This window comes from Klebsiella africana, assembly GCF_020526085.1.
GTDB classification, from domain to species: domain Bacteria; phylum Pseudomonadota; class Gammaproteobacteria; order Enterobacterales; family Enterobacteriaceae; genus Klebsiella; species Klebsiella africana.
Genome location: NZ_CP084874.1, coordinates 4,364,384 through 4,390,049 on the forward strand (window position 1 = coordinate 4,364,384; position 25,666 = coordinate 4,390,049).

Annotated in this window: 20 protein-coding genes; 15 read left to right on the forward strand and 5 right to left on the reverse strand. The window is 57.2% G+C overall.

The window, feature by feature from the left end:
• The 6 genes from leuC (at nucleotide 1) to aroD (ending at nucleotide 7,331) form a co-directional block, all read left to right on the forward strand.
• Nucleotides 1–1,401 carry a 3-isopropylmalate dehydratase large subunit gene (leuC, locus tag LGL98_RS21050; protein ID WP_136028936.1) on the forward strand — a complete coding sequence of 467 codons (1,401 nt, stop codon included), beginning with the start codon at nucleotides 1–3 and terminating at the stop codon, nucleotides 1,399–1,401.
• 10 nt (nucleotides 1,402–1,411) lie between these two features.
• Nucleotides 1,412–2,017 (forward strand): 3-isopropylmalate dehydratase small subunit, encoded by a 606-nt coding sequence (leuD, locus tag LGL98_RS21055; RefSeq protein WP_136028935.1) that lies wholly within the window; start codon nucleotides 1,412–1,414, stop codon nucleotides 2,015–2,017.
• Nucleotides 2,018–2,411: 394 nt separating this feature from the next.
• Nucleotides 2,412–4,445 carry an oxidoreductase gene (locus LGL98_RS21060; RefSeq protein ID WP_136028933.1) on the forward strand — a complete coding sequence of 678 codons (2,034 nt, stop codon included), beginning with the start codon at nucleotides 2,412–2,414 and terminating at the stop codon, nucleotides 4,443–4,445.
• A gap of 11 nt (nucleotides 4,446–4,456) precedes the next feature.
• On the forward strand, nucleotides 4,457–5,320 hold the full coding sequence (locus tag LGL98_RS21065) for a shikimate dehydrogenase (protein WP_025711014.1): 864 nt from the start codon (nucleotides 4,457–4,459) through the stop codon (nucleotides 5,318–5,320).
• A 10-nt stretch (nucleotides 5,321–5,330) separates the two neighbouring features.
• Nucleotides 5,331–6,545 carry an MFS transporter gene (locus tag LGL98_RS21070; RefSeq protein WP_004178591.1) on the forward strand — a complete coding sequence of 405 codons (1,215 nt, stop codon included), beginning with the start codon at nucleotides 5,331–5,333 and terminating at the stop codon, nucleotides 6,543–6,545.
• A gap of 30 nt (nucleotides 6,546–6,575) precedes the next feature.
• Nucleotides 6,576–7,331 carry a type I 3-dehydroquinate dehydratase gene (gene aroD, locus LGL98_RS21075; protein WP_136028930.1) on the forward strand — a complete coding sequence of 252 codons (756 nt, stop codon included), beginning with the start codon at nucleotides 6,576–6,578 and terminating at the stop codon, nucleotides 7,329–7,331.
• A gap of 37 nt (nucleotides 7,332–7,368) precedes the next feature.
• On the opposite strand, the gene LGL98_RS21080 is transcribed toward aroD, so the two are convergent.
• Nucleotides 7,369–8,265: a LysR family transcriptional regulator gene (locus LGL98_RS21080; protein WP_095033450.1), complete on the reverse strand. Its 897-nt coding sequence runs from the start codon at nucleotides 8,263–8,265 to the stop codon at nucleotides 7,369–7,371.
• A gap of 231 nt (nucleotides 8,266–8,496) precedes the next feature.
• On the opposite strand from LGL98_RS21080, the gene LGL98_RS21085 reads away from it, so the two are divergent.
• Nucleotides 8,497–9,807 carry an MFS transporter gene (locus tag LGL98_RS21085; protein ID WP_136028927.1) on the forward strand — a complete coding sequence of 437 codons (1,311 nt, stop codon included), beginning with the start codon at nucleotides 8,497–8,499 and terminating at the stop codon, nucleotides 9,805–9,807.
• A gap of 40 nt (nucleotides 9,808–9,847) precedes the next feature.
• Here the strand turns inward: LGL98_RS21085 and LGL98_RS21090 are convergent, their stop codons facing one another.
• Both LGL98_RS21090 and sgrT read right to left on the reverse strand, forming a co-directional pair.
• Nucleotides 9,848–11,032, reverse strand: coding sequence for a sugar efflux transporter (locus LGL98_RS21090; protein WP_136028926.1), 1,185 nt, complete (start codon nucleotides 11,030–11,032; stop codon nucleotides 9,848–9,850).
• 279 nt (nucleotides 11,033–11,311) lie between these two features.
• Complete coding sequence (gene sgrT, locus LGL98_RS21095) at nucleotides 11,312–11,464, reverse strand: glucose uptake inhibitor SgrT (protein WP_004204309.1); 153 nt, start codon at nucleotides 11,462–11,464, stop codon at nucleotides 11,312–11,314.
• Nucleotides 11,465–11,551: 87 nt separating this feature from the next.
• Between sgrT and sgrR the strand changes: the two genes are divergently transcribed.
• The 4 genes from sgrR to thiQ all read left to right on the forward strand — a co-directional run bounded on the left by sgrR (nucleotide 11,552) and on the right by thiQ (nucleotide 16,750).
• A complete protein-coding gene (gene sgrR, locus LGL98_RS21100; RefSeq protein WP_136028924.1) occupies nucleotides 11,552–13,207 on the forward strand; it encodes an HTH-type transcriptional regulator SgrR in 1,656 nt (551 codons plus the stop codon).
• 288 nt (nucleotides 13,208–13,495) lie between these two features.
• Nucleotides 13,496–14,479 (forward strand): thiamine ABC transporter substrate binding subunit, encoded by a 984-nt coding sequence (thiB, locus tag LGL98_RS21105; protein ID WP_136028922.1) that lies wholly within the window; start codon nucleotides 13,496–13,498, stop codon nucleotides 14,477–14,479.
• Complete coding sequence (gene thiP, locus LGL98_RS21110; protein WP_136028920.1) at nucleotides 14,455–16,065, forward strand: thiamine/thiamine pyrophosphate ABC transporter permease ThiP; 1,611 nt, start codon at nucleotides 14,455–14,457, stop codon at nucleotides 16,063–16,065. Before thiB ends, thiP begins: the two co-directional genes overlap by 25 nt.
• The gene (gene thiQ, locus LGL98_RS21115; protein WP_136028918.1) at nucleotides 16,049–16,750 is read left to right on the forward strand and encodes a thiamine ABC transporter ATP-binding protein ThiQ; all 702 of its coding nucleotides are present in this window, start codon (nucleotides 16,049–16,051) and stop codon (nucleotides 16,748–16,750) included. Before thiP ends, thiQ begins: the two co-directional genes overlap by 17 nt.
• Here thiQ and LGL98_RS21120 read toward each other — a convergent pair.
• Both LGL98_RS21120 and araC read right to left on the reverse strand, forming a co-directional pair.
• Nucleotides 16,737–17,504: a DedA family protein gene (locus tag LGL98_RS21120; protein WP_136028916.1), complete on the reverse strand. Its 768-nt coding sequence runs from the start codon at nucleotides 17,502–17,504 to the stop codon at nucleotides 16,737–16,739. The two genes, thiQ and LGL98_RS21120, sit on opposite strands and share 14 nt — an antisense overlap.
• A gap of 128 nt (nucleotides 17,505–17,632) precedes the next feature.
• The gene (gene araC, locus LGL98_RS21125; RefSeq protein WP_004204301.1) at nucleotides 17,633–18,478 is read right to left on the reverse strand and encodes an arabinose operon transcriptional regulator AraC; all 846 of its coding nucleotides are present in this window, start codon (nucleotides 18,476–18,478) and stop codon (nucleotides 17,633–17,635) included.
• 337 nt (nucleotides 18,479–18,815) lie between these two features.
• On the opposite strand from araC, the gene araB reads away from it, so the two are divergent.
• From araB to polB, 4 genes are all read left to right on the forward strand, one after another.
• Entirely contained in the window at nucleotides 18,816–20,525 is a 1,710-nt protein-coding gene (gene araB, locus LGL98_RS21130; RefSeq protein ID WP_136028914.1) for a ribulokinase, read from the forward strand.
• A 10-nt stretch (nucleotides 20,526–20,535) separates the two neighbouring features.
• Nucleotides 20,536–22,038: an L-arabinose isomerase gene (gene araA, locus LGL98_RS21135; protein WP_025711021.1), complete on the forward strand. Its 1,503-nt coding sequence runs from the start codon at nucleotides 20,536–20,538 to the stop codon at nucleotides 22,036–22,038.
• Nucleotides 22,039–22,416: 378 nt separating this feature from the next.
• The gene (gene araD, locus LGL98_RS21140) at nucleotides 22,417–23,112 is read left to right on the forward strand and encodes an L-ribulose-5-phosphate 4-epimerase (protein WP_136028912.1); all 696 of its coding nucleotides are present in this window, start codon (nucleotides 22,417–22,419) and stop codon (nucleotides 23,110–23,112) included.
• A gap of 175 nt (nucleotides 23,113–23,287) precedes the next feature.
• Nucleotides 23,288–25,645, forward strand: coding sequence for a DNA polymerase II (gene polB / locus LGL98_RS21145; RefSeq protein ID WP_136028911.1), 2,358 nt, complete (start codon nucleotides 23,288–23,290; stop codon nucleotides 25,643–25,645).
• Nucleotides 25,646–25,666 lie beyond the last annotated feature (21 nt).

Here is a 25,666-nt window from a genome sequence, read left to right on the forward strand (position 1 = left end):
ATGGCGAAGACGTTATACGAAAAATTGTTTGATGCGCACGTGGTATATGAGGCGCAAAACGAAACCCCGCTGCTGTATATCGATCGTCACCTGGTGCATGAAGTGACCTCGCCGCAGGCGTTTGATGGTCTGCGTGCACACGGTCGCCAGGTGCGTCAGCCGGGTAAAACCTTCGCCACCATGGATCACAACGTCTCGACGCAGACTAAAGATATTAACGCGTCCGGTGAGATGGCCCGCATCCAGATGCAGGAGCTGATTAAGAACTGTAAAGAGTTCGGCGTTGAGCTGTATGATCTGAACCATCCGTATCAAGGTATCGTTCACGTCATGGGCCCGGAACAAGGCGTCACTCTGCCGGGGATGACCATTGTTTGCGGCGACTCCCATACCGCCACCCACGGCGCATTCGGTGCGCTGGCGTTTGGCATCGGTACCTCCGAAGTGGAGCATGTGCTGGCGACCCAGACCCTGAAACAGGGCCGGGCGAAGACCATGAAAATCGAAGTGCAAGGCAAAGCGGCGCCGGGCATTACCGCCAAAGATATTGTGCTGGCTATCATTGGTAAAACCGGTAGCGCCGGCGGCACCGGCCATGTGGTTGAGTTCTGCGGCGAAGCAATCCGCGATCTGAGCATGGAAGGCCGCATGACCCTGTGCAACATGGCGATCGAGATGGGCGCAAAAGCGGGCCTGGTCGCGCCGGACGAAACCACTTTCAATTACGTACGTGGCCGTCTGCACGCGCCGAAAGGCAAAGATTTTGACGATGCCGTAGCGTACTGGAAAACCCTGAAAACCGACGAAGGCGCGACCTTTGATACGGTAGTGACGCTGCAGGCGGCAGAGATTGCTCCGCAGGTGACCTGGGGCACCAACCCGGGCCAGGTGATTTCGGTGACGGATATTATCCCCGATCCGACGTCATTTAGCGATCCGGTGGAACGCGCCAGCGCCGAGAAAGCGCTGGCCTATATGGGCTTGAAATCCGGCATCCCTCTGACGGAAGTGGCTATCGATAAAGTGTTTATCGGCTCCTGCACCAACTCGCGCATCGAAGATTTACGCGCCGCGGCAGAGATCGCCAAAGGTCGTAAAGTGGCGCCGGGTGTGCAGGCACTGGTAGTGCCGGGTTCCGGTCCGGTGAAAGCGCAAGCGGAAGCGGAAGGTCTGGACAAGATCTTTATCGAAGCCGGCTTTGAGTGGCGTTTACCGGGCTGTTCTATGTGCCTGGCGATGAACAACGACCGCCTGAATCCCGGCGAGCGCTGTGCCTCCACCAGCAACCGTAACTTTGAAGGCCGCCAGGGTCGCGGCGGACGCACGCACCTGGTGAGCCCGGCCATGGCCGCCGCGGCAGCCGTTACCGGTCATTTCGCCGATATCCGTAATCTGAAGTAAGGAGACCATCATGGCAGAGAAATTTACCCAACATACCGGCCTGGTGGTTCCGCTGGATGCTGCAAACGTCGATACCGATGCGATCATTCCTAAGCAGTTTTTGCAGAAGGTCACTCGCACCGGCTTTGGCGCGCACCTGTTTAACGACTGGCGTTTCCTCGACGATAAAGGTCAACAGCCGAACCCGGAATTTGTACTGAATTTTCCTGAGTACCAGGGCGCATCTATTCTGCTGGCGCGGGAAAACTTCGGCTGCGGCTCCTCACGCGAGCACGCGCCATGGGCGCTGACCGATTACGGCTTTAAGGTCGTTATTGCCCCGAGCTTTGCCGATATCTTTTACGGCAACAGCTTTAACAACCAACTGCTGCCGGTTACCCTCAGCGACGAGCAGGTCGACGAACTGTTCAAACTGGTACAGAGCAACCCGGGCATTACGTTTGAAGTGGATCTGGAAGCCCAGGTGGTTAAAGCGGGGGATAAAACCTACAGCTTTAAGATTGACGACTTCCGCCGCCACTGCATGCTCAATGGCCTGGATAGCATCGGCCTGACGCTGCAACATGAAGAGGCGATCTCCGACTATGAGCGGAAACTGCCGGCGTTTATGAATTAATTTCGGGCCCGGTCTTCTGACCGGGCTTATATTTTATTGCCGCGAAAACTGCGATCTCACGCACAAAAACAATATTATTTTCTTCATCACCAGAGCAAAATGCGGACCTGGTAGACGCCATAAAGACGAATCATTTCGCTTTTTCCCTCTCCTTCCTGACTGTTTTTTGTATTATCCCCTCACTGCAAGTAAAAATAAGGCACGAGTATTTACGATAAAAATATAACAATGTGAAAGAAGCGTTAATCCCATAGAGAACCCCTATAGCTCAGGACAAAAAAAAGCATTATTTTTCGATTTTCCTCCTCGTTATCTTCTCCCACAGAGAAATATTAACTAAGGATACGCCCGGGCCCCCGCATATCGGCCTCCCGGCCTCCTGTGGAGAGAAGAGATGAGCCACTACCCGCACCTTTTCAGTCCGTTGACCATCAACGGCATGACGCTAAAAAACCGCATAATCATGCCCCCAATGGGCACCAACATGGCCACGCTCAACGGTGAGGTCTCGCAGGAACAGCTTGAATACTATGAACTTCGAGCCAAAGGCGGTACCGGTCTTATTACCATCGAAAACATCTGTATTGATTTTCCCTTCGCCTCCAACGGCACCACACAGCTACGTATCGATAACGATCAATACATTCCACGCCTGTTTAAATTAACCGAGACCCTGCATAAACATGGCGCCTGCGTATCCATTCAGTTAAATCATGCTGGCGCTTCCGCTTATGCCTATCGACTGGAAGGCCAGACGCCGCTCTCTTCTTCCACCACGCCATCGAAGAAGCACGGTAATATTCCGCGCCCGATGACCCATGAAGAGATTTATCACGCGGTAGAAAAATTTGGCGATGCCGCAGAACGCGTTCGTCGTGCCGGCTTTGACAGCGTCGAAATTCATGCTGGCCACTCCTATTTAATTAGCCAGTTTTTATCACCGTTATTTAATAAGCGTACCGATGAATTTGGCGGCAGCGTCGAAAATCGCACCCGGATATTAAGTCTGATTGTCGACAAAGTTCGCGCCTGCGTCGGACCTCGTTTTCCTGTCAGCTTGCGCATCAGCGCCGACGACTTCCTCAAGGGCGGTAATACCCTTGAAGATTCCCTGCGCATTCTTGAGCTCTGTCAGGATAAAGTCGATATCATTAACGTCTCGGCGGCACAGAACGACAACCTGAATCTGCAGATCGATCAAATGTCGCTGGAGGATGGCTGGAAGCGCTATCTTTCCCGCGCGGTACGCGACAAATTCCATAAGCCCACGGTCATCGCCGGCAATATCCGCTCACCGCAGGTGGCCGAGGATATTCTCGCCAGCGGTGATGCCGATCTTATCGCTATTGGCCGCGGTCTGATTGCTGAACCGGAGTGGGTGCAGAAAGTACAAAGCGGTAATGAGCGCCTGATGCGTAAATGCATATCCTGCAACATCGGCTGCGCCGACCATCGCATCGCTCGCTCCCGCCCGCTGCGCTGTTCGATTAATCCGGACATCATTCATGGCGACGCCTACAAAATGCGTCGCGTCAATCGCGAAACGAACGTGGTGGTCATCGGCGCCGGTACCGCCGGGATGGAAGCCGCCTGCACCGCGGCGGAAGTTGGTTGCCATACCTGGCTGCTGGAAGCGAAAAACCACGTCGGCGGCCTCGCCAGCGAAATCTCCCGCCTGCCAGAGAAAAAACGCATCGCTGATTTCCCGCAGTTTATGAAAAATCGTATCGCCTCGCTGGACAACCTGTTGCTGCAGGTCGGCAAACGGGCCGACGTGGCGTCAGTCTCCGCCCTGCGTCCGCATCTGATTGTCAATGCCACCGGTTCAACTCCGCTACTGCCGCCAATCGAAGGATTACGGGAAAACATTGACGTCGAGAACGGCAAGGTCTTTTCCATTACCGGCATGATCGACAATCTGGCGAAATTTACCGACATCAAAGGTAAACGCATCGCCGTCGTCGGCGCAGGTGCCGTTGGCCTTGACGTTATCGAATATTTTACCGCTCGCGGCGCACAGGCGGTGCTAATCGAGATGCAGGACGCCGCAGGTCGCGATCTCGACATCATTACTAAAAATGCCATGTTGACCATGCTTGACGAGTATCAGGTCGAGCAGCACATGAATACCCAATTAATGGCGGTCGCAGCCGATCACTTCCAGGTGAAAAATGCGCAACAGACCTTCGATATCCCCTTCGACTACGGCTTTGTCTGCCTGGGGATGCATGCCAACCGGGCCGGTCTCGACGAGATCGAACGCTGGGCCAATGCCAATAACGTCAAAATCATGAATATCGGCGACAGCCTGATGGCACGGCGCATTATCGACGGCATCCGCGAAGGCCGCAACGTGCTGGACACCCTGGAAGACATGGGTGCGCTTGGCAGCCGCGAAGCACAACGAATTCCCTTTCTAACTTATTGAGGATTTTTGTCATGGCAGAACGTATTACTGGACACACTGAGCTGATTGGCCTGATCGCGACTCCGATTCGTCACAGCATGTCACCCACCATGCACAACGAAGCTTTCGCCCATCTCGGGCTGGACTATGTCTATCTCGCTTTTGAAGTGGGTAACCAGGAGCTGAAAGACGTGGTGCAGGGCTTCCGGGCGATGAAGCTGCGCGGCTTTAACGTCTCTATGCCGAACAAAACCGAGATTTGCCAGTATCTCGATAAACTGTCGCCGGCGGCACAGCTGGTCGGGGCGGTCAATACCGTGGTCAACGACGACGGCGTACTGACCGGACATATCACCGATGGCACCGGCTACATGCGCGCCCTTAGCGAAGCCGGTATCGATATCATCGGCAAGAAGATGACCGTACTCGGCGCCGGCGGCGCGGCAACGGCGCTCTGCGTCCAGGCAGCACTGGATGGCGTGAAGGCGATCTCTATCTTTAACCGTCGCGATAAATTCTTCGCCAACGCAGAAGAAACCGTGGCCAAGATCCGCAACAACACCAACTGCGAGATCCATCTGTTCGATCTGGACGATCATGACAAGCTGCGCGCCGAAATCGACAGCAGTGTGATCCTCACCAATGCTACCGGTGTAGGCATGAAGCCGTTCGAAGGCCAAATGTTGCTGCCGGATGACAGCTTCCTGCGCCCGGACCTGATCGTCTCCGACGTCGTCTACAACCCGCGTAAAACCCACCTGCTGGAAGTTGCAGAGAAAAAAGGCTGCCGTACGCTGAACGGCCTGGGCATGATGCTGTGGCAAGGCGCGCGCGCGTTCGAAATCTGGACGGGCAAACAGATGCCGGTTGATTACATCAAAAGCATCCTGTTCTAAGGGGCAAGCGATGAAAAATAAATACATCCCTACTGCGGCAGGGCTGTACCTCAACTACCTGATTCATGGCATGGGGGTGCTGTTAATCACGCTCAACATGGCCCATCTTCAGGAACAGTGGGGAACGGACGCGGCCGGCGTATCGGTGGTGATCTCTTCGCTAGGTATCGGCAAACTGGCAACCATCGTGACCGGCTTCCTGTCGGATCGCTTTGGTCGTAAGCCCTTTATCTATCTTGGGATCCTGAGCTATCTGATCTTTTTCGTCGGCATCCTGCTGACCAAAAATATCTATCTGGCTTACGTATTCGGCATTATGGCGGGCCTGGCGAACAGCTTCCTCGACTCCGGTACCTATCCGGCGCTGATGGAGTCTTTCCCTCACTCCGCCAGCCGGGCCAACGTGCTGATCAAAGCCTTCGTTTCCGCCGGACAGTTCCTGTTGCCGTTCATTATCAGCTTCCTGATATGGGCAAATCTGTGGTTCGGCTGGTCGTTCGTGATTGCGGCAGCACTCTTTGTACTGAGCGGGATTTACCTGCTTAAAATGCCGTTCCCTGACAGCCAGGCAGCGAAAAAAGAGGAAGCCCCTACGGCGCAGGCGGAAACAGCTGTCCGGCCACAGGCTAATAAGCTGGATATGGTAATCTTCACCCTGTACGGTTATATCGGCATGGCGACCTTCTATCTGGTCAGCCAATGGCTGGCGCAGTACGGCCAGTTCGTCGTCGGCCTGCCCTATGCCTCGGCGATTAAACTGCTTAGCATCTATACCGTCGGCTCGCTGGTTTGCGTCTTTGTAACTGCCGCCTTCGTCAAAGAGGTGTTTAGCTCGGCCATTGCGATGATTATTTATACTGGCCTGTCGATGATTTCGCTGCTGCTGGTGTGCCTGTTCCCGACGCCGATGATGGTGACCGGCTTTGCTTTTGTCATCGGCTTTGCCGCTGCTGGCGGAGTGCTGCAGCTGGGTGCGACAATCATGGCGATGAGCTTCCCGAACGGAAAAGGCAAAGCAACCGGCATCTTCTACACTGCCGGCAGTATTGCCAGCTTCACGATCCCGTTGATCACCGCAAAGCTTTCGCAGATCAGTATCGCCAGCATTATGTGGTTTGATTTTCTGATCGCCGTTATCGGCTTTGTGATCGCCCTGTACATCGGCTATCGTCAACTGCAGGCTCGGGCGGCGCAAAAAGTGTCACGCACCGCAGTCACCGCCTGAAGTTCAACGCGAAAAATAATGGATACCTACATGACAAATGCAGTAACCGTAAAGAACATCACCTTCCAGGAAGGGGAAACCTTAATTTGCGTACCGCTGATCGGTAAAACGCAGGATGAACTGCTGCGTAACGCCCAAGGTCTGGTTGATGCCGGCGCCGATATTATCGAATGGCGCGTGGACCATTTTACCCAGGTCAGAGAAGTGGCTCAGGTAATGGCCGCGCTGGCGGAAATCCGTCACGCGCTGAAAGCACTTCCGCTGCTGTTCACCTTCCGCAGTAAGAAAGAAGGTGGCGAGACTGAGATCAGCGACGAAGCCTATTTTGCGCTCAACCGCGAAGCCGCGCGCAGCGGACTGGTTGATGTTATCGATATCGAGCTGTTCAATGATGAAGCGCAGATCCGCGCGCTGGTTGACGATGCGCATGCCGCGGGCGTCAAGGTGATCATGAGTAATCATGATTTCCATAAGACCCCGGCTCAGGAAGATATTATCTATCGCCTGCGCCGCATGCAGGATCTGGGGGCCGACCTGCCGAAGATCGCGGTGATGCCGCAGTCACCGCAGGATGTTCTGACCCTGCTGGCCGCCACGCTGACCATGAAAGAGAAGTATGCCACACGTCCGCTGATCACTATGTCGATGGGCAAATCCGGTGGCGTTAGCCGGGTCACCGGGCGCTTGTTTGGTTCGGCGATGACTTTCGGTACCGTTGGTCAGGCCTCCGCGCCGGGGCAGATCGCCATCGCCAAGCTGCGTGAAGTAATGGATATTCTTTCCTGATAAACCGATGGCCCGGAGGCATTCTCCGGGCCATCCGCTAACAGATATTCTGGCTGTCGTGGATAACCACATTTTTAAAAGACTGTAGCGCTGGAGAAAGCACCCTGTCTTTCATCGTCGCCAGATAGATATAGCGCGGGGGAATGGTATTTTTAATCGTCAGGATATGAACATTGTAATAGGAGAGCGCCGAGATACGCGGCATGATCGCGATCCCATAGTCAATACTGACCAGCCCAGCCATCGCGGTATCCTCATCCACATAGCAGGCAATCTCTGGCAGCAACTTTTGCTGCATAAATACATTATCGATAAAGGGACGCAGACCGCTATTTTCTGAAAAATAGATATAGGGATAATGGATCGTCTCTACCAGGTCGACTTCATGTTCATACAACCGGGCCAGCGGGTGATCCTTTGCCGTGACCACGACCAGCTCCTGCTGAATCACAGGAATAAAATCAATATCTGGTTCGTCAGCAATATAGGAACAGATCGCCAGGTCGACTTTTCCTGCTTTTAATTCCTGCAATAGCGTTAATGACGTCCCCTGAGTAAAAGAAAAAGTCACATTGTGACATTCAGGTGAAAGAGAATATTTATTAATTAACTGTGGAACAACATATTCACCCATCGTGTAGATAAAGGCGATGCGAATATTCTCTTTGTTCTCAGCGCCATTTTTTTGCAACACCATTCGGCCATTTTCCAGCGAGGCCAACGCGTCATCTACATACGGCAGAAAACGTTTACCGTTTTGGGTAATTTTGACATTGCGTCCCTGTCTGGCGAACAGCGCGACCCCTAACTCCTTCTCCAGCTCAGATATCGCATGGCTTAGCGAGGGCTGAGTGATGCACAAACTGGAGGCCGCTTCGGTGTAATGTTCGGTTTCAGACAAACGCTTAAAATAATAAAGTTGCTTTAGGTTCATTATTTTTGCCCGTATAATATAAGAATAAATGCACTGACGCTAATATACCATGCAAGCCACCAATAATGCGTATGAGCGGGTAAATATCGGCGTTACATCAAATATTATTTTGAGAAGCGTATGAATGTGCAACAAGGCATTGCCATTCATAGATAACATCTATGGTTCCGGGAGATGTTTTTGCATGTGCGAATATATGCAAAAATATTTTAAACTTTAAAGGAACTCACTATGAGTATGTCAAACTCTCAGGAAGTCCTCACTTCCTCATCGGGGACAAAAAAAAGAAGCCGCGTAAGGATATTTATTCTCCTGCTGTTGTCTCTCGGAACGATGATCAATTATCTCGACCGCACTATCCTGGGTATTGTTGCCCCACAGTTAACCAAAGAAATCCATATCGATCCGGCGATGATGGGGATCATCTTCTCCGCTTTTGCCTGGACCTATGCTCTGGCGCAGATCCCCGGCGGTGTGTTTTTAGACCGGTTTGGTAACAAGTTGACCTACACGCTGGCCATTTTCTTCTGGTCACTGTTTACCCTATTACAGAGTTTCACCCTCGGGCTTAAATCTTTGTTACTCCTGCGCCTGGGGCTTGGCGTCAGTGAAGCGCCCTGTTTTCCGGCCAACAGTCGCATCGTCAGTACCTGGTTCCCCCAGCACGAGCGCGCCCGGGCAACAGCCACTTATACAGTTGGTGAATATATAGGACTTGCCGCCTTCTCACCGTTATTATTTTTAATCCTCGAACACCATGGCTGGAGAACGTTATTTTTTCTTACCGGCGGGTTAGGTATCTTATTTACTTTTGCATGGTGGCGTTTTTATCACGAACCCTACGAATCACGCACGGCTAATAAAGCAGAGCTGGAATATATCGGGGTTAACAGTGTTAACAATAAAATCCAGAACGTTCCATTTAACTGGCGTGATGCCAGACGTCTGCTGGGCTGTCGTCAGATCGTCGGCGCCAGTCTTGGCCAGTTCGCCGGGAACACCACGTTGGTGTTTTTCCTGACATGGTTTCCCAGCTACCTGGCAGACCAGCGCCATCTTCCCTGGCTTCATGTCGGCTTCTTCGCCACCTGGCCCTTCCTCGCCGCCGCGATCGGCATCCTGTTCGGTGGCTGGCTGTCTGACCGCTTACTGAAGCGTACTGGCTCCGTCAACATTAGTCGAAAATTACCAATAATTTCCGGATTATTACTTTCCAGCTGTATTATTGCAGCGAACTGGGTAAGCGCCAATAGCACGGTAATTATTATTATGTCGGTGGCATTTTTTGGTCAGGGGATGGTCGGTCTCGGCTGGACATTAATTTCTGATATTGCTCCGGAAAATATGGCAGGCCTCACCGGAGGCATATTTAATTTCTGCGCCAATATGGCGTCAATTATTGCGCCACTGATAATTGGCGTGATTATCTCCGCCACGGGTGATTTCTTTTATGCGCTGATCTATGTCGGACTGACGGCGCTGATCGGGGTGATTGCCTACATTTTTATCATCGGCGACATCAAGCGTATCGTTCTGAAGTAGTCCTGGTTGCCCCGGCGTCGCTGCGCGCCGGGGCCTTCACTCAAATATCCTTTACCTTGCTGGTCAAAAACAGCGTCACCAGCGAAATCGCGGCGATCGTCCAGTAGACGCTGGCGTGGCCATAACTTTGCGACAGCGCCCCCTGCATCACCCCGGCGAGGATCACACCGGTGGAAATACTGTTGGTGAACAGGGTGGTCGCCGCCCCGGCGCGCCCCGGCATCAAATCCTGGAACCACAGCATGCCAATCCCGGCGACAATGCCGATAAAGACCGCGTTAAACAGCTGCAGGGCCAGCAGCGCCGTGCGGCCATGAAACAGAATCAGTCCCACATAAAACAGCACGCCGGCGGCTACTGCTGCGACCATCATTTTACGTTTGCCAAAGCGCTTCACGTAGTAGCCAGCGAGGATCATCGCCGGTATCTCCAGTCCGGCGGCAGTGCCCATCAGGATCCCGGCCAGGCTGTCCGGAAGCCCGAGATCGCTACTGATCCACAGCGGCATATCAATGATATACATGGTGTTACAGGTCCACATGAGCGTGGAAGCGATAAACAGCATCCGTACGTTTTTGTCATGCCAGCCGCCGGCCTGCGCCAGCGCCGCCGCCTCTTCCGAAGGCTGTTCCACACGCGGAACCGAGGGCAATTTAATGGCAATCAGCGCCAGGCTGATTACAAAGATGCCCGCCGCGATAGAGAACATGGTGGTGAAGCCATAGTTGAGCGCCAGCATAAAGGCCAGCGGCGGGCCAATCACCCACGCCAGGGAGAGCTGGGCACGCATGATCGAGCTGAACATCACCACTTCCCGCGCTGAACTGTCAGCATACTCCCGCGCCAGCGCAAAGAGCTGCGGCATGGCGGCGTTAGCGATGGACGCCAGCATTACGCCGCAGGTGATCAGCGTCAAATAGTGGCGGTTGAAGGCAAACAGCAGCGCATTACCCACCGCCATCAGGCAGCAGAACATAATTAATCGCCGCCGATCGCCGCGGCTATCGGAGCGCTTCGCCAGCGCAAGGCTGACCAGAATCCCCGCTATCGCATTCACGGTGTAGAACAAGCCTACCCAGAACGGTTGCGCCCCTACTTCACGGCTGAGAAACAAACTCAACGTCGGCGCCTGCAGCGCACCCGCCACGCCCATCATAAATGCAACCAGCATAAAGGCGGCATACACGCCGTTTAGCCGTCGTCCCATCGTCATCAACCACAGCATGGAATGTCCTTAACACACGCGAAGTAAACGAAAAAAGCCAGCAGAAGCTTTCTGCTGGCGGGTGATTCTATACTCTATGCGTTTCATGTTGCAGGACAAAACGGTTATCCGTTTTGCACAGCGCTTGCGCAGGCCCTGAAAGGGTGAGTCCCGTAGGGGCGAATCACGTGGCCAGAACCTTAGGCCTTGAGCGCATCGACAACGAGGCGATCGGGCCACCTGCAGCGTGAAAGACGACGAGTATAACACCAATACTCAGTCACACATGATGTCTGCAAGTCAATGATCCGAGGTCTTTGACGTCACTCCCCACTGCATCAGTTCCCCCAGGATTTCCTGCTGTCTTCCTGCCATCAGGCGGGCCAGCCAGGACGCTTCCTGCGTCGCAGAAAAGTAGCGCTGGTAGAACGATTTTGCGGTTGACCTCATCATATTCACCTCCTCGCTTCATCGGGAATCATTATTGGCTTAATATGGGGAGTAATAAATTGCTGAGTTTTCCGCAGGAGTTCCCCTTTTATGTCTTCCAGCCGTCTGCAACAACAGTTCATCCGCTTATGGCAGTGCTGCGACGGCAAGTCGCAGGAGACTACGCTTAACGAGCTGGCGGAAATGCTGAGCTGCTCGCGCCGCCATATGCGCACCTTGCTCAATATGATGGAGTCCCGCGGCTGGTTGGCCTGGGAGGCAGAAGCAGGCCGCGGTAAGCGTTCGCGGTTGACCTTTCTCTATACCGGTCTCGCCCTGCAGCAGCAGCGTGCCGAGGATCTCCTTGAGCAGGATCGCATCGATCAACTGGTGCAGTTGGTCGGTGATAAGTCCGCCGTTCGCCAGATGCTGATCTCGCATCTTGGCCGCAGCTTCCGCCAGGGACGCCATATCCTGCGCGTGCTCTACTACCGTCCGATGAAAAATTTACTGCCTGGTAGCGCGCTGCGGCGTTCGGAAACCCATATCGCCCGACAAATATTCAGCGCCCTGACGCGGGTAAATGAGGAAAATGGGGAACTGGAAGCCGATATTGCCCACCACTGGCAGCAGTTGAGCCCCACCCACTGGCGCTTTTTTCTCCGTCCGGGTATCCATTTTCACCACGGACGCGAGCTGGAGATGACGGATGTGATCGCCTCTCTGCAGCGCAGTAATGCGCTTCCGCTCTATTCGCATATTGAACGTATCGAATCCCCCACCGCCTGGACGCTGGATATTCATCTGCGTCAGCCCGACCGCTGGCTGCCCTGGCTGCTGGGCCAGGTGCCGGCCATGGTGCTGCCGCAGGAGTGGCAGACCATGCCCCACTTCTCGTCGATGCCGGTCGGCACCGGCCCTTATGCCGTGGTACGTAACAATCAAAACCAGCTCAAGATCCATGCCTTTGAGGACTATTTTGGCTACCGGGCGCTGATCGATGAGGTGAACGTCTGGGTGCTGCCGGAGATTAGCGAAGAGCCTAACGGTGGCCTGACGCTGCAGGGCAACACCGAAAGTGAAAAAGCGGTGGAAAGTCGCCTGGAAGAGGGCTGCTACTACCTGCTGTTTGATTCGCGAAGCACGCTGGGCGCTAACGACGCGGTGCGCCGCTGGTTAAGCTATCTGTTCCAGCCCGCAAATCTGCTCTACCATGCGGGTGAACACTACCAGGGCAACTGGTTTCCCGCCTACGGCCTGCTGCCGCGCTGGCATCACGCCAGCAACCATGCCTGTGAAAAACCGGCGGGACTGGAAGCGGTCATCCTCACCTATTACCGCGATCACGTCGAGCACCGGGTGATCGGCGGGATCATGCGCGACCTGCTGGCCGCGCATCACGTGAAACTGGAGATTCAGGAACTGGAGTACGATGCCTGGCATCGCGGCCAGGTGGTCAGCGACATCTGGCTCAATAGCGTAAACTTCACCTTGCCGATCGATTTCTCACTGTTCGCCTATCTGTATGAAGTCCCGCTGATTCAGCGCTGCATCCCCATTGACTGGCAAGAGGATGCCAGCCGCTGGCGCGCAGGGGAATTTAATCCTGCCACCTGGAGCCAGCGGTTGCTGGCCAGCCAGCATATTGTGCCACTGATCCATCACTGGCTGATGATTCAGGGTCAGCGCAGTATGCGCGGCGTGCGGATGAACACCCTCGGCTGGTTCGATTTTAAATCCGCGTGGTTTGCGCCGCCGGAGCCGTAAGCGCTTTCCGTCATCTGACAAAATCATTACACTAAGGCCGTTCTCAACGGGGTGCTAATAAACATACGCAATATCATTCAAGTTGCATCAAGGCAGCAAGCGGGTGAATCCCCTGGAGCATAGATAACTATGTGACTGGGGTGAACGCGCGAAGCTAACGCAGATGCGGCTTGAAGGATGAAGCGTATGGGCTGAGAAAATACCCGTCGAACCTGATCCGGATAACGCCGGCGAAGGGATTTGAGGCTCACTCAAAATCCTTTGCCACCCTTTTTTCTGAGGTGCAAAGTGTTGAAAAAACTACTCCCGCTGCTGGCGCTGGTCGCCCTGCCCGCTCTGGCTAAACCTGTCCTTACCGTCTATACCTACGACTCCTTCTCTGCCGACTGGGGCCCCGGCCCGGCGGTGAAAAAAGCGTTTGAAGCAGACTGCGGCTGCGAGCTGAAGTTCGTCGCGCTGGAAGATGGTGTTTCGCTACTGAATCGCCTGCGCATGGAAGGCAAGAACAGCAAGGCCGACGTCGTGCTTGGTCTGGATAACAACCTGCTGGCAGCCGCGGCGCAGAGTAAATTGTTTGCCAAGAGCGGCGTGCCGGCCAGCGCGGTCAGCGTGCCGGGCGGCTGGGATAATGACACCTTTGTCCCCTACGATTACGGCTATTTCGCCTTCGTCTATGACAAAAATAAACTGGCTAATCCGCCGAAGAGCCTGAAAGAGCTGGTCGAGAGCCCGCAAAAATGGCGCGTGATTTATGAAGATCCGCGTACCAGCACCCCAGGACTGGGCCTGCTGCTGTGGATGCAAAAGGTCTATGGGGATAAAGCGCCCGAGGCGTGGCAGAAGCTAGCGGCGAAAACCGTCACCGTCACTAAGGGCTGGAGTGAAGCCTACGGTCTGTTCCTGAAAGGGGAAAGCGACCTGGTCTTAAGTTACACCACCTCGCCGGCCTACCACATGATTGAAGAGAAGAAAGACAACTATGCGGCGGCAAACTTCGCCGAAGGCCATTATCTGCAGGTCGAAGTTGCCGCGCGTACCGCCGCCAGCAAGCAGCCGGAACTGGCGGAGAAGTTCCTCAAATTTATGGTCTCGCCTGGCTTCCAGAACGCCATCCCCACCGGGAACTGGATGTATCCGGTGACCCAGGTCACGCTGCCGGCCGGGTTTGATACCCTGGTGAAGCCGCAGACCACCCTGTCCTTTACCCCGCAGCAGGTCGCCAGCGATCGTCAGACCTGGATTAATGCATGGCAACGCGCCGTCAGCCGCTAAACCTCGGCGGTCTGCTGCCGGGCCTGTTCGCCGCCACGCTACTCTGCGCCGTCGCGCTGGCGGCGTTTCTGGCGCTGTGGTTGAGCGCCCCCGGCGCGGGCTGGCAATCAGTCTTCAGCGATAGCTACCTGTGGCACGTGGTGCGCTTCTCCTTCTGGCAGTCGTCGCTGTCAGCGCTGCTCTCGGTGGGGCCGGCGATCTTTCTTGCCCGCGCGCTTTATCGGCGTCGCTTCCCGGGCCGCTCGCTGCTGCTGCGCCTGTGCGCGATGACCCTGATCCTGCCGGTGCTGGTGGCGGTATTCGGCATCCTCAGCGTCTACGGGCGCCAGGGCTGGCTGGCCTCCCTTTTTCACACGCTCGGCTGGCAATGGGAGTTCTCGCCCTACGGTCTGCAGGGCATCCTGCTGGCGCACGTCTTTTTCAATATGCCAATGGCGACCCGCCTGCTGCTGCAGGCGCTGGAAAATATCCCCGGCGAACAACGGCAAATTGCCGCCCAGCTTGGCATGCGCGGCTACGCTTTCTTTCGCCTCGTCGAATGGCCATGGATGCGCCGGCATATTCCCGCCATCGCCGCGCTGATCTTTATGCTCTGCTTTGCCAGCTTCGCCACCGTACTCTCGCTGGGCGGCGGCCCGAAAGCCACCACGATCGAGCTGGCTATCTACCAGGCGCTGAGCTTTGACTACGATCCGGCGCGAGCGGCAATGCTGGCGCTGATCCAGATGCTTTGCTGCCTTGGGCTGGTGCTGCTCAGCCAGCGACTCAGTAAAGCTGTGGCTATCGGCGTCAGCCATGTGCGCGGCTGGCGCGACCCTGACGATCGCCTGCATAGCCGCCTGGGCGATGGACTCTTGATCGGCGCCGCCCTGCTGCTGCTGCTCCCGCCGCTGCTGGCGGTCATCGTCGACGGGATCAACCGCAATATGCTGGACGTGCTGGCGCAGCCCGCGCTCTGGCAGGCATTAAGTACCTCTCTACGCATCGCCATCGCCGCCGGGCTGTTGAGCGTAACCCTGACGATGATGCTGTTGTGGAGCAGCCGGGAGCTGCGCGCTCGCCAGCGGCCGTTGGCCGGGCAGGCGATGGAGCTGAGCGGCATGCTGATCCTTGCGATGCCGGGAATTGTGCTGGCGACCGGCTTCTTCCTGCTGCTCAATAACACTATCGGCCTGCCGGAGTCCGCCGACGGCATCGTCATCTTCACTAATGCCCTGATGGCGATCCCCTATGCGCTGAAAGTACTGGAAAACCCGATGCGTGACATTGCCGCCCGCTACAGCATGCTGTGCCAGTCACTGGGTATTGAAGGCTTTGCCCGGCTGCGGGTGGTCGAGCTTCGCGCTCTCCGGCGCCCGCTGGCTCAGGCGCTCGCCTTCGCCTGCGTGCTGTCGATTGGCGATTTCGGCGTCGTAGCGCTGTTCGGCAACGAGGCGTTCCGTACCCTGCCTTTCTATCTGTATCAGCAGATAGGCGCCTACCGCAGCCAGGACGGCGCCGTCACCGCCCTGCTCCTGCTGCTGCTCTGTTTCTTGTTGTTTACGCTGATTGAAAAACTTCCGGGGCGTGATGCTAAAACTCAATGATGTGACCTGGCTGTACCAGCATCTGCCGATGCGCTTTACCCTCGACGTCGCGCGCGGCGAGCGCATTGCGGTTCTCGGCCCCAGCGGCGCCGGAAAGAGCACCCTGCTGAATCTGATCGCCGGTTTTCTGCCGCCCGCCAGCGGCAGCCTGCTGATTAACGGCGAGGCGCATAACGCGACGCCACCGGCGCAGCGCCCGGTCTCGATGCTGTTTCAGGAGAATAACCTGTTTAACCATCTGACCATTCGACAAAATATCAGCCTCGGGATCCACCCAGGCCTCAAACTGAGCCGCGAGCAGCAGGCGCAGGTCGCGGCGATAGCCGGACAGATGGGAATTGATGCACTACTGGAACGCCTGCCGGGAGCGCTTTCCGGCGGTCAGCGGCAGCGCGCGGCGCTGGCCCGCTGTCTGGTGCGCCAGCAGCCGGTTCTGCTGCTGGATGAGCCCTTCTCGGCTCTCGATCCGGCACTGCGCCAGGAGATGCTGGCGCTGGTCGCCGATGTCTGCGAGCAGCAGCAGCTCACTCTGCTGATGGTCTCCCACAGCGTGGAAGATGCCGCGCGCATCGCGCCGCGCGCGATCGTGGTCGCCGAAGGGCGCATTGTCTGGGATGGCGTCACCGCCGAACTGTTAAGCGGCCGCAGCAGCGCCTCGCTTCTGATGGGGATCAGCGCGCAATAACCTTGTGTAGGATCGCCAGATAGACCGGCATCAGCGGATGGCGGAAGACAAATGTTAACGCCGTCGCTGCCAGCACGACCATCAGCGGTGACAGCCACAGCAGCCGTCCGCGCGGTAACCAGCGGGTCAGGCGGTCGCCTGAGGTTTTCGCGCTCCGCCACAGCCGCCAGCACAGCCAGCCCGCCAGCCAGGCCAGTAGCGCCGCGCCCAACAGCAGCCATTTAAAGCTGGCGCTGTTTTCATCAGCCGGAATATCAATCGCCGCCCCGGCGAGAATGCCGGGCAGAAAATAGAGCGGCGGCCAGAGCAGGCAACCGATAATATTTGGTAGCACAAACTTGGCCACCGGCAGGTCGAGCATCCCGGCGACCATCGGCACCAGCGGACGCGTCGGCCCGACAAAGCGGCCAATCAGAATGGTGATCATGCTGTGCTGGTGCAGCGCATGCTCAGTCTTCTCCAGCAGCGCACGGTTTTTCTTCATAAACGACCAGCGGTGCAGCGGCTTTTTAAAGCGCCAGCCGAGCCAGAATGAGATCCAGTCGCCAAGCAGGCAGCCCACGATCCCCGCCAGCCACGCCTGCCAGAAGTTAACCTCACCGCTACCAATAAGCGCCCCCAGGCCGGCCATCATCACCGTTCCGGGTAAGATAAGCCCCACCAGCGCCAGTGACTCGAGAAAGGCCACCAGCATCACGGCTAACAATGAGTAGACCGTGGATTGGGTGATAAAGTGTTCCAGCAATGCTTGCATAATGTACCCGGTTAAAAAACGAAGCCCGGATTCTCCGGAGCCATCGCGCCGCCGTCAAGCCACCAATTGTCTTAATAGTTTACTGGCTGTGACATTTAAGCGGGTCATCATTTCACTTTCTTTACTTTTTATTCACATCCCGCGCGGAATTCGCTCGGGCTGGCGCCGGTGCATTTTTTAAATACACGCGAAAAATAGAGCTGATCTTCAAAGCCGACGTTGCGTCCGACGGTGGCGATCGGCATCCGCGTGGTACTCAGCAACAGTTTGGCCTGACTAATACGCTGGTCTTCACGCCAGCCGAGCACGCTGATCCCCAGCTGCTGGCGGAACAGGTGCGACAGACGCGAGGGCGACAGACAGACGTGCTGGGCGACGCTGGCGATATCAAAATGGCTGTCCGCCAGATGGTCGCTGATGTACTGGCAGGCATCGCGAACCCGGTTATCCAGCGGCGGATGTAGCGATTCGTTGATCGCCTCCATGCGCCGCAGCAGCAGCTGTTCCAGTAGATTAATCGCCAGCAGTTCGGAATAGCGCCCCGCCCCCTGCCCGGCATCGACGATCTGGCCGAACAGCTCGCCAAAGCGCGCCTGCCACTGTTCATCCGGACGGAAAAAGCCGGTCTGGGCAAAAATCGTCGGCCAGTTGAGCCACTCGTGCCAGTAGGCGCGCGGCCGGAAGTAGACCCACTGGTGATACCACTCGCTGGCGTCGGGATGGCGGCCGTAGTGGTGGATCTCCCCCGGCGGGAACAGCAGCATATCGCCCGGTCGGCAGACGAACTGCTCGCCGTGGTTGTTGATAACACCCTCGCCGCGAATGGTCAGGTTGAGAATATAGCCTTTCATGCCCAGCGGGCGGTCGATAAAGAAATCCAGGTATCCCTGCGCCTCAATCGGCGTGAGGCCGGTGACCAAATGAGCGTTAAAAGAGTAGCCCGGCAACAGCGGATCGTTTTGCGTTTCGGCCATACGCGTGGTTCTCCCCGAAGGTAGTAGTGACACCAATTGTCCATATTCATCATTTTATCGCTCTCGGCCCTGTCGCGACTGCGACGGCGGTGGGAATTTGGCTAAAAACCCGCACAGCAAGCGAAAAAAGCGCCAGCAGCGTGCATTCCACCCTGATATGCCGGGTAACAAAAGTGTCTATAAATACGGCAGGAAAGTCCACATCGAATATTTGCACGGCGTCACACTTTACGAGGTGACAGCAAAATAATCCATAAGATTAGCGAATACAGCCTGACGGATTTTGCCGGGGATATCTACTGTTGCTGCATGAATGATTTCTGCATGGAGTAACAAGATGGCAATTGCGATTGGCCTCGACTTTGGTAGTGACTCAGTCCGCGCCCTGGCGGTGGAATGCGCGTCCGGCACAGAACTGGCGGCAAGCGTGGAGTGGTATCCGCGCTGGCGGGAGGGACAGTATTGCGATGGCGCTAACAACCGGTTCCGCCACCACCCGCGAGATTACATCGAGTCCATGGAAGCGGCGCTGAAAAGCGTACTGGCCTCGTTAAGCGCCGATCAGCGCGCCGATGTCGTGGGCATTGGCGTTGACAGCACCGGCTCAACCCCGGCTCCCGTTGATGCCGAGGGCAACGTGCTGGCGCTGCGCGCAGAATTCGCTGACAACCCTAACGCCATGTTTGTCCTGTGGAAAGATCACACCGCGGTCGAAGAAGCCGAGGCGATCACCCGCCTGTGCCATCAGCCAGGCAAAGAGGATTATTCCCGCTATATCGGCGGGATCTACTCCAGCGAATGGTTCTGGGCCAAAATTCTCCACGTCACCCGCGAAGATAGCGCCGTCGCCGAGACAGCCGCCTCGTGGGTGGAGCTTTGCGACTGGGTGCCCGCCCTGCTCTCTGGCACTACGCGCCCGCAGGATCTGCGCCGCGGCCGCTGCAGCGCCGGACATAAATCGCTGTGGCACGAAAGCTGGGGCGGTCTGCCGCCGGCCAGCTTCTTCGATGAGCTTGATCCCATCATTAACCAGCATCTGGCCTGGCCGCTGTTCACCGATACCTGGACGGCCGATGTGCCGGTCGGCACGCTGAGCGCAGAGTGGGCCCAGCGTCTGGGTCTGTCGCAGACTGTGACCATCTCCGGCGGCGCCTTCGACTGTCATATGGGCGCCGTTGGCGCCGGGGCACAGCCTAACGCGCTGGTGAAAGTCATCGGCACGTCCACCTGCGACATCCTGATTGCCGATAAAGAGAGCGTCGGCGACCGTACGGTGAAAGGCATCTGCGGTCAGGTCGATGGCAGCGTGGTTCCACATTTTATTGGCATGGAGGCAGGCCAGTCCGCCTTCGGCGATATTTACGCCTGGTTTGGCCGCATCCTCGGCTGGCCGCTGGCGCAGCTCGCCCGGCAGCATCCCGAACTCAGCGAGCAGATCAAAGTCAGCCAGCAGCAGCTTCTGCCGGCCCTCACCGAAGCCTGGGCCAATAACCCGTCGCTGGAACATCTGCCGGTGGTACTCGACTGGTTCAACGGCCGCCGCACGCCGAATGCCAATCAGCGTCTGAAAGGGGTGATCACCGACCTTAACCTCGCCACCGACGCCCCCGCGCTGTTTGGCGGGCTGATCGCCGCTACCGCCTTTGGCGCGCGCGCCATTATGGAGTGCTTCACCGAGCAGGGGATCCCGGTTAACAACGTGATGGCCCTCGGCGGTATCGCGCGGAAAAACCAGGTCATCATGCAGGCCTGCTGCGACGTGCTGAACCGTCCGCTGCAGATTGTCGCCTCCGATCAGTGCTGCGCGCTGGGGGCGGCTATCTTCGCCGCCGTCGCCGCCGGCGTCTATGAGGATATTCCAGCCGCCCAGCAGCGGATGGCAAGCCAGGTGGAAACTACCCTGCAGCCGCGTCCGGCGCAGGCGCAACGTTTCGAACAACTTTATCAGCGCTACCAGCAGTGGTCGGTCAGCGCCGAACAACACTATCTCCCTTCGGCTGCAAAGGCGGAAAAAGCCCCGCAATCTCAGGCAGCGCTCACCCATTAAGGATACGAAAATGACGATTTTTGATAACTATGAAGTATGGTTCGTTATTGGCAGCCAACATCTGTACGGCCCGGAAGCCCTGCGCCAGGTGACGAAGCATGCCGAACATGTGGTGAACAGCCTGAATGCGGAAGCCAAACTGCCGTGCAAACTGGTTCTCAAGCCGCTGGGCACCACCCCGGACGAGATCACCCATATCTGCCGCGACGCCAACTATGATGACAAATGCGCCGGGTTAGTGGTCTGGCTGCATACCTTCTCGCCGGCAAAAATGTGGATCAACGGCCTGACTATCCTCAATAAGCCGCTGCTGCAGTTCCATACCCAGTACAACGCCGCGCTGCCGTGGGACAGCATCGATATGGACTTTATGAACCTGAACCAGACCGCGCACGGCGGCCGCGAGTTCGGCTTCATCGGCGCCCGTATGCGCCAGCAGCACAGCGTGGTAACCGGCCACTGGCAGGATAAAGAAGCCCACCAGCGTATCGGCGGCTGGATGCGTCAGGCGGTCTCCAAACAGGATACCCGTCAGCTGAAAGTGTGCCGTTTCGGCGATAACATGCGCGAAGTGGCGGTGACCGACGGCGATAAAGTCGCCGCGCAGATCAAATTTGGCTTCTCGGTGAATACCTGGGCGGTCGGCGATCTGGTGCAGGTGGTCAACAGCATCAGCGATGGCGATATCAGCGCCCTGGTCGATGAATATGAGAGCAGCTACCGTCTGACCCCAGCGGCGCAGGTTCACGGCGACAAGCGCCAGAACGTGCTGGACGCCGCGCGCATTGAGCTGGGGATGAAACGCTTCCTTGAACAAGGTGGTTTCCACGCCTTTACCACCACCTTTGAAGATCTCCACGGCCTGAAACAGCTCCCGGGGCTCGCCGTGCAGCGCCTGATGCAGCAGGGCTACGGCTTTGCCGGCGAGGGCGACTGGAAAACCGCCGCTCTGCTTCGCATCATGAAGGTGATGTCAACTGGTCTGCAGGGCGGCACCTCCTTTATGGAGGATTACACCTACCACTTCGACAACGGCAACGATCTGGTGCTCGGCTCCCACATGCTGGAAGTGTGCCCGACGATCGCCACCGCCGAGAAACCGATCCTCGACGTCCAGCCGTTGGGCATTGGCGGTAAAGCGGATCCGGCACGCCTGATCTTCAATACCCAGACCGGCCCGGCGATTGTCGCCAGCCTGATTGACCTGGGGGATCGCTTCCGTCTGCTGGTCAACACCATCGAAACCGTCCCGACGCCGCACGATCTGCCGAAGCTGCCAGTGGCCAACGCCCTGTGGAAAGCACAACCGGATCTGCGTACCGCTTCGGAAGCCTGGATCATCGCCGGTGGCGCGCACCATACCGTCTTCAGCCATGCGCTGAACCTCGACGATATGCGCCAGTTTGCCGAGCTGCACAATATCGAGCTGACCGTTATCGACAACGACACCCGCCTGCCGTCCTTCAAGGACGCGCTGCGCTGGAATGAAGTCTATTACGGTTCAAAACGCTAAGAGGCCGCCCCTCACCCTAACCCTCTCCCCAGAGGGGAGAGGGAACCGACCGGCGCGGTGTCATCTTTCCCCTCCCCCTTTGGAAGAGGGTCGGGATGAGGGGAACCGACCCGGCGCGGTGTCAACTTTCTCCCTCTCCCTTTGGGAGAGGGTCGGGGTGAGGGGAACCGACCGGCGCGGTGTCATCTTTCCCCTCCCCCTTTGGGAGAGGGTCGGGATGAGGGGAACCGACCGGCGCGGTGTCAACTTTCTCCCTCTCCCTTTGGGAGAGGGTCGGGATGAGGGGAACCGACCGGCGCGGTGTCAACTTTCTCCCTCTCCCTTTGGGAGAGGGTCGGGGTGAGGGGAACCCAACTCGCCTGCTATTCGGAGCACACTATGTTAGAAGATCTTAAACGCCAGGTCCTCGAAGCTAACCTGGCCCTGCCAAAGCATAATCTGGTGACCTTAACCTGGGGTAACGTCAGCGCCGTCGACCGTGACCAGGGCGTACTGGTTATCAAACCCTCTGGCGTGGATTACAGCGTGATGACCGCCGACGATATGGTGGTGGTCAGTCTGGAGACCGGCGAGGTGGTGGAAGGCAATAAAAAGCCCTCATCGGATACCCCGACCCATCGTCTGCTGTATCAGGCCTTCCCGACGCTGGGCGGCATTGTGCATACCCACTCGCGCCACGCCACCATCTGGGCGCAGGCCGGACAATCCATTCCAGCGACCGGCACCACCCACGCTGACTATTTTTATGGCCCGGTCCCCTGCACCCGGTTGATGACCGATGCGGAGATCAACGGCGAATATGAGTGGGAAACCGGCAACGTGATTGTCGAAACCTTCCGCCAGCAGAGCATCGACCCGGCGCAGATGCCCGGCGTGCTGGTGCATTCCCACGGCCCGTTCGCCTGGGGCAAGAACGCCGAAGATGCGGTGCATAATGCCATCGTGCTGGAGGAGATCGCCTATATGGGGATATTCTGCCGCCAGCTGGCGCCGCAGCTGCCGGCTATGCAGCAGACGCTGCTCGATAAGCACTATCTGCGTAAGCACGGAGCCAAAGCCTACTACGGCCAGTAATCACCCTGCTCGCGCTGCGCTTAGCAGGCCTACGGCTCTGCACCGTCTGGTAGCCCGGATAAGGCGCAAGCCGCAATCCGGGACAACCTTAGCGCCTAACACCTGTATAAAACCCCAGCACCCATCATGAAACCAGGCTATAATCAGGCCTGGTTTTTTATCATTGAGAGCACCCGTGACCCAGCCACGAGCAGGTTTTTTACTCACCCGTCACTGGCGGGACACTCCGCAGGGCACCGAACTGTCCTTCTGGCTGGCCACCGACGATGGCCCGCTGCAAGTCACGCTGCCGCCGCAGGAGTCCGTCGCCTTTATCCCTGAAGCGCAGCAGGCGCAAGCTGAGCGACTGCTGCAGGGTGAAAAAGGGCTCCGCTTCGCCCCGCTGGCCCTGAAAGATTTCCACCGTCAGCCCGTTGTCGGTCTCTACTGCCGCGCCCATCGCCAGCTGATGCGGCTGGAGAAGATGCTCCGCGACAGCGGCGTCACCGTTTACGAAGGCGATATTCGCCCGCCGGAGCGCTATCTGATGGAGCGCTTTATCACCGCTCCAGTGTGGGTGGAAGGCGAAACGCGCGGTTCGCAGTTGGTCAACGCGCGCATGAAGCCAAACCCTGACTATCGTCCGCCGCTGAAATGGGTGTCGCTGGATATCGAAACCAGCCGCCACGGCGAGCTGTACTGCATCGGCCTGGAAGGCTGCGGTCAGCGGGTGGTCTACATGCTTGGCCCCGAACCGGAAACGCCGCCAGACGTCGATTTCGATCTGGTCTACGTCGCCAGCCGTCCCCTGCTGCTGGAAAAGCTCAACGCCTGGTTTGCCGAACACGACCCTGACGTGCTGATCGGCTGGAACGTGGTGCAGTTCGATCTGCGCGTCCTGCAAAAGCACGCCGAACGCTATCGTATCCCGCTGCGCCTCGGCCGCGGTAACAGCGAGCTGGAGTGGCGCGAACACGGCTTCAAAAATGGCGTCTTCTTCGCCCAGGCCAACGGCCGGCTGATTATTGACGGCATCGACGCGCTGAAATCAGCGTTCTGGAATTTCTCCTCCTTTTCGCTGGAGGCGGTGGCCCGCGAGCTGCTGGGTGAAGGCAAAGCCATCGACAACCCATGGGATCGGATGGATGAGATCGATCGCCGGTTTCATGAAGACAAACCGGCGCTGGCCATCTATAACCTGCAGGATTGCGAACTGGTGACGCGGATTTTCCACAAAACGGAGATCATGCCATTTCTGCTCGAGCGGTCGACGGTCAACGGCCTGCCCGCCGACCGCCACGGCGGCTCGGTCGCCGCTTTCAGCCATCTCTATTTTCCACGCATGCACCGCCTGGGTTACGTGGCGCCAAACCTCGGTGACGTGCCGCCCCAGGCGAGCCCCGGCGGCTACGTAATGGACTCCCGCCCCGGTCTGTATGACTCGGTGCTGGTGCTGGACTATAAAAGCCTGTATCCGTCGATCATCCGTACCTTTTTAATCGATCCGGTCGGCCTGGTTGAAGGGCTGGCGCAACCCGATGACCAGCACAGTATTGAGGGCTTCCTCGGCGCCCGCTTCTCGCGAGACAAGCACTGCCTGCCGGGGATTGTCAGCCAGATCTGGCACGGCCGCGACGAAGCCAAGCGCCAGCACAATAAGCCGCTCTCACAGGCGCTGAAGATCATCATGAACGCCTTTTACGGCGTGCTGGGCACCAGCGCCTGCCGCTTCTTCGACCCACGTCTCGCCTCGTCGATCACCATGCGCGGCCATGCGATCATGCGCCAGACCAAAGCGTTAATTGAAGCCAAAGGCTATGACGTTATCTACGGCGATACCGACTCCACCTTCGTCTGGCTTAAGCGCCCGCACAGCGAAGCGCAGGCGGCGGAGATCGGCCGCGAGCTGGTCAGCGATGTCAATGACTGGTGGGCGCAGGAGCTTGGCAAAAGCCAGCTTACCAGCGCCCTGGAACTGGAGTATGAAACCCACTTCAGCCGCTTTTTAATGCCGACGATCCGCGGCGCCGATACCGGCAGCAAGAAGCGTTATGCCGGGATGATTCAGGAGGGCGATGCCCAGCGCATGGTCTTTAAGGGTCTGGAAACGGTGCGTACCGACTGGACGCCGCTGGCCCAGCAGTTTCAACAGGAGTTATACCTGCGTATCTTCCGCCATCAGCCGTATCAGGATTATGTGCGGGAGACTATCGCCAGGCTGATGAACGGCGAGCTCGACGAACAGCTGGTTTATCGCAAACGCCTGCGCCGCCCCCTGGCGGAGTACCAGCGTAACGTACCGCCGCACGTGCGCGCCGCGCGGCTAGCCGATGAACACAACGTGAAGCGTGGGCGGGCGCAGCAGTATCAGCAGCGCGGTACCATCAAATACGTCTGGACCACCAGCGGCCCGGAGCCGGTGGATTACCAGCAGTCGCCGCTCGATTACGATCACTATTTAACAAAGCAGTTGCAGCCGGTGGCGGAAGGGATCCTGCCCTTCGTCAACGATGACTTTGCTACAATAGTGACAGGACAGTTGGGGCTATTTTGATTTTTTGTCACCCATTCCACG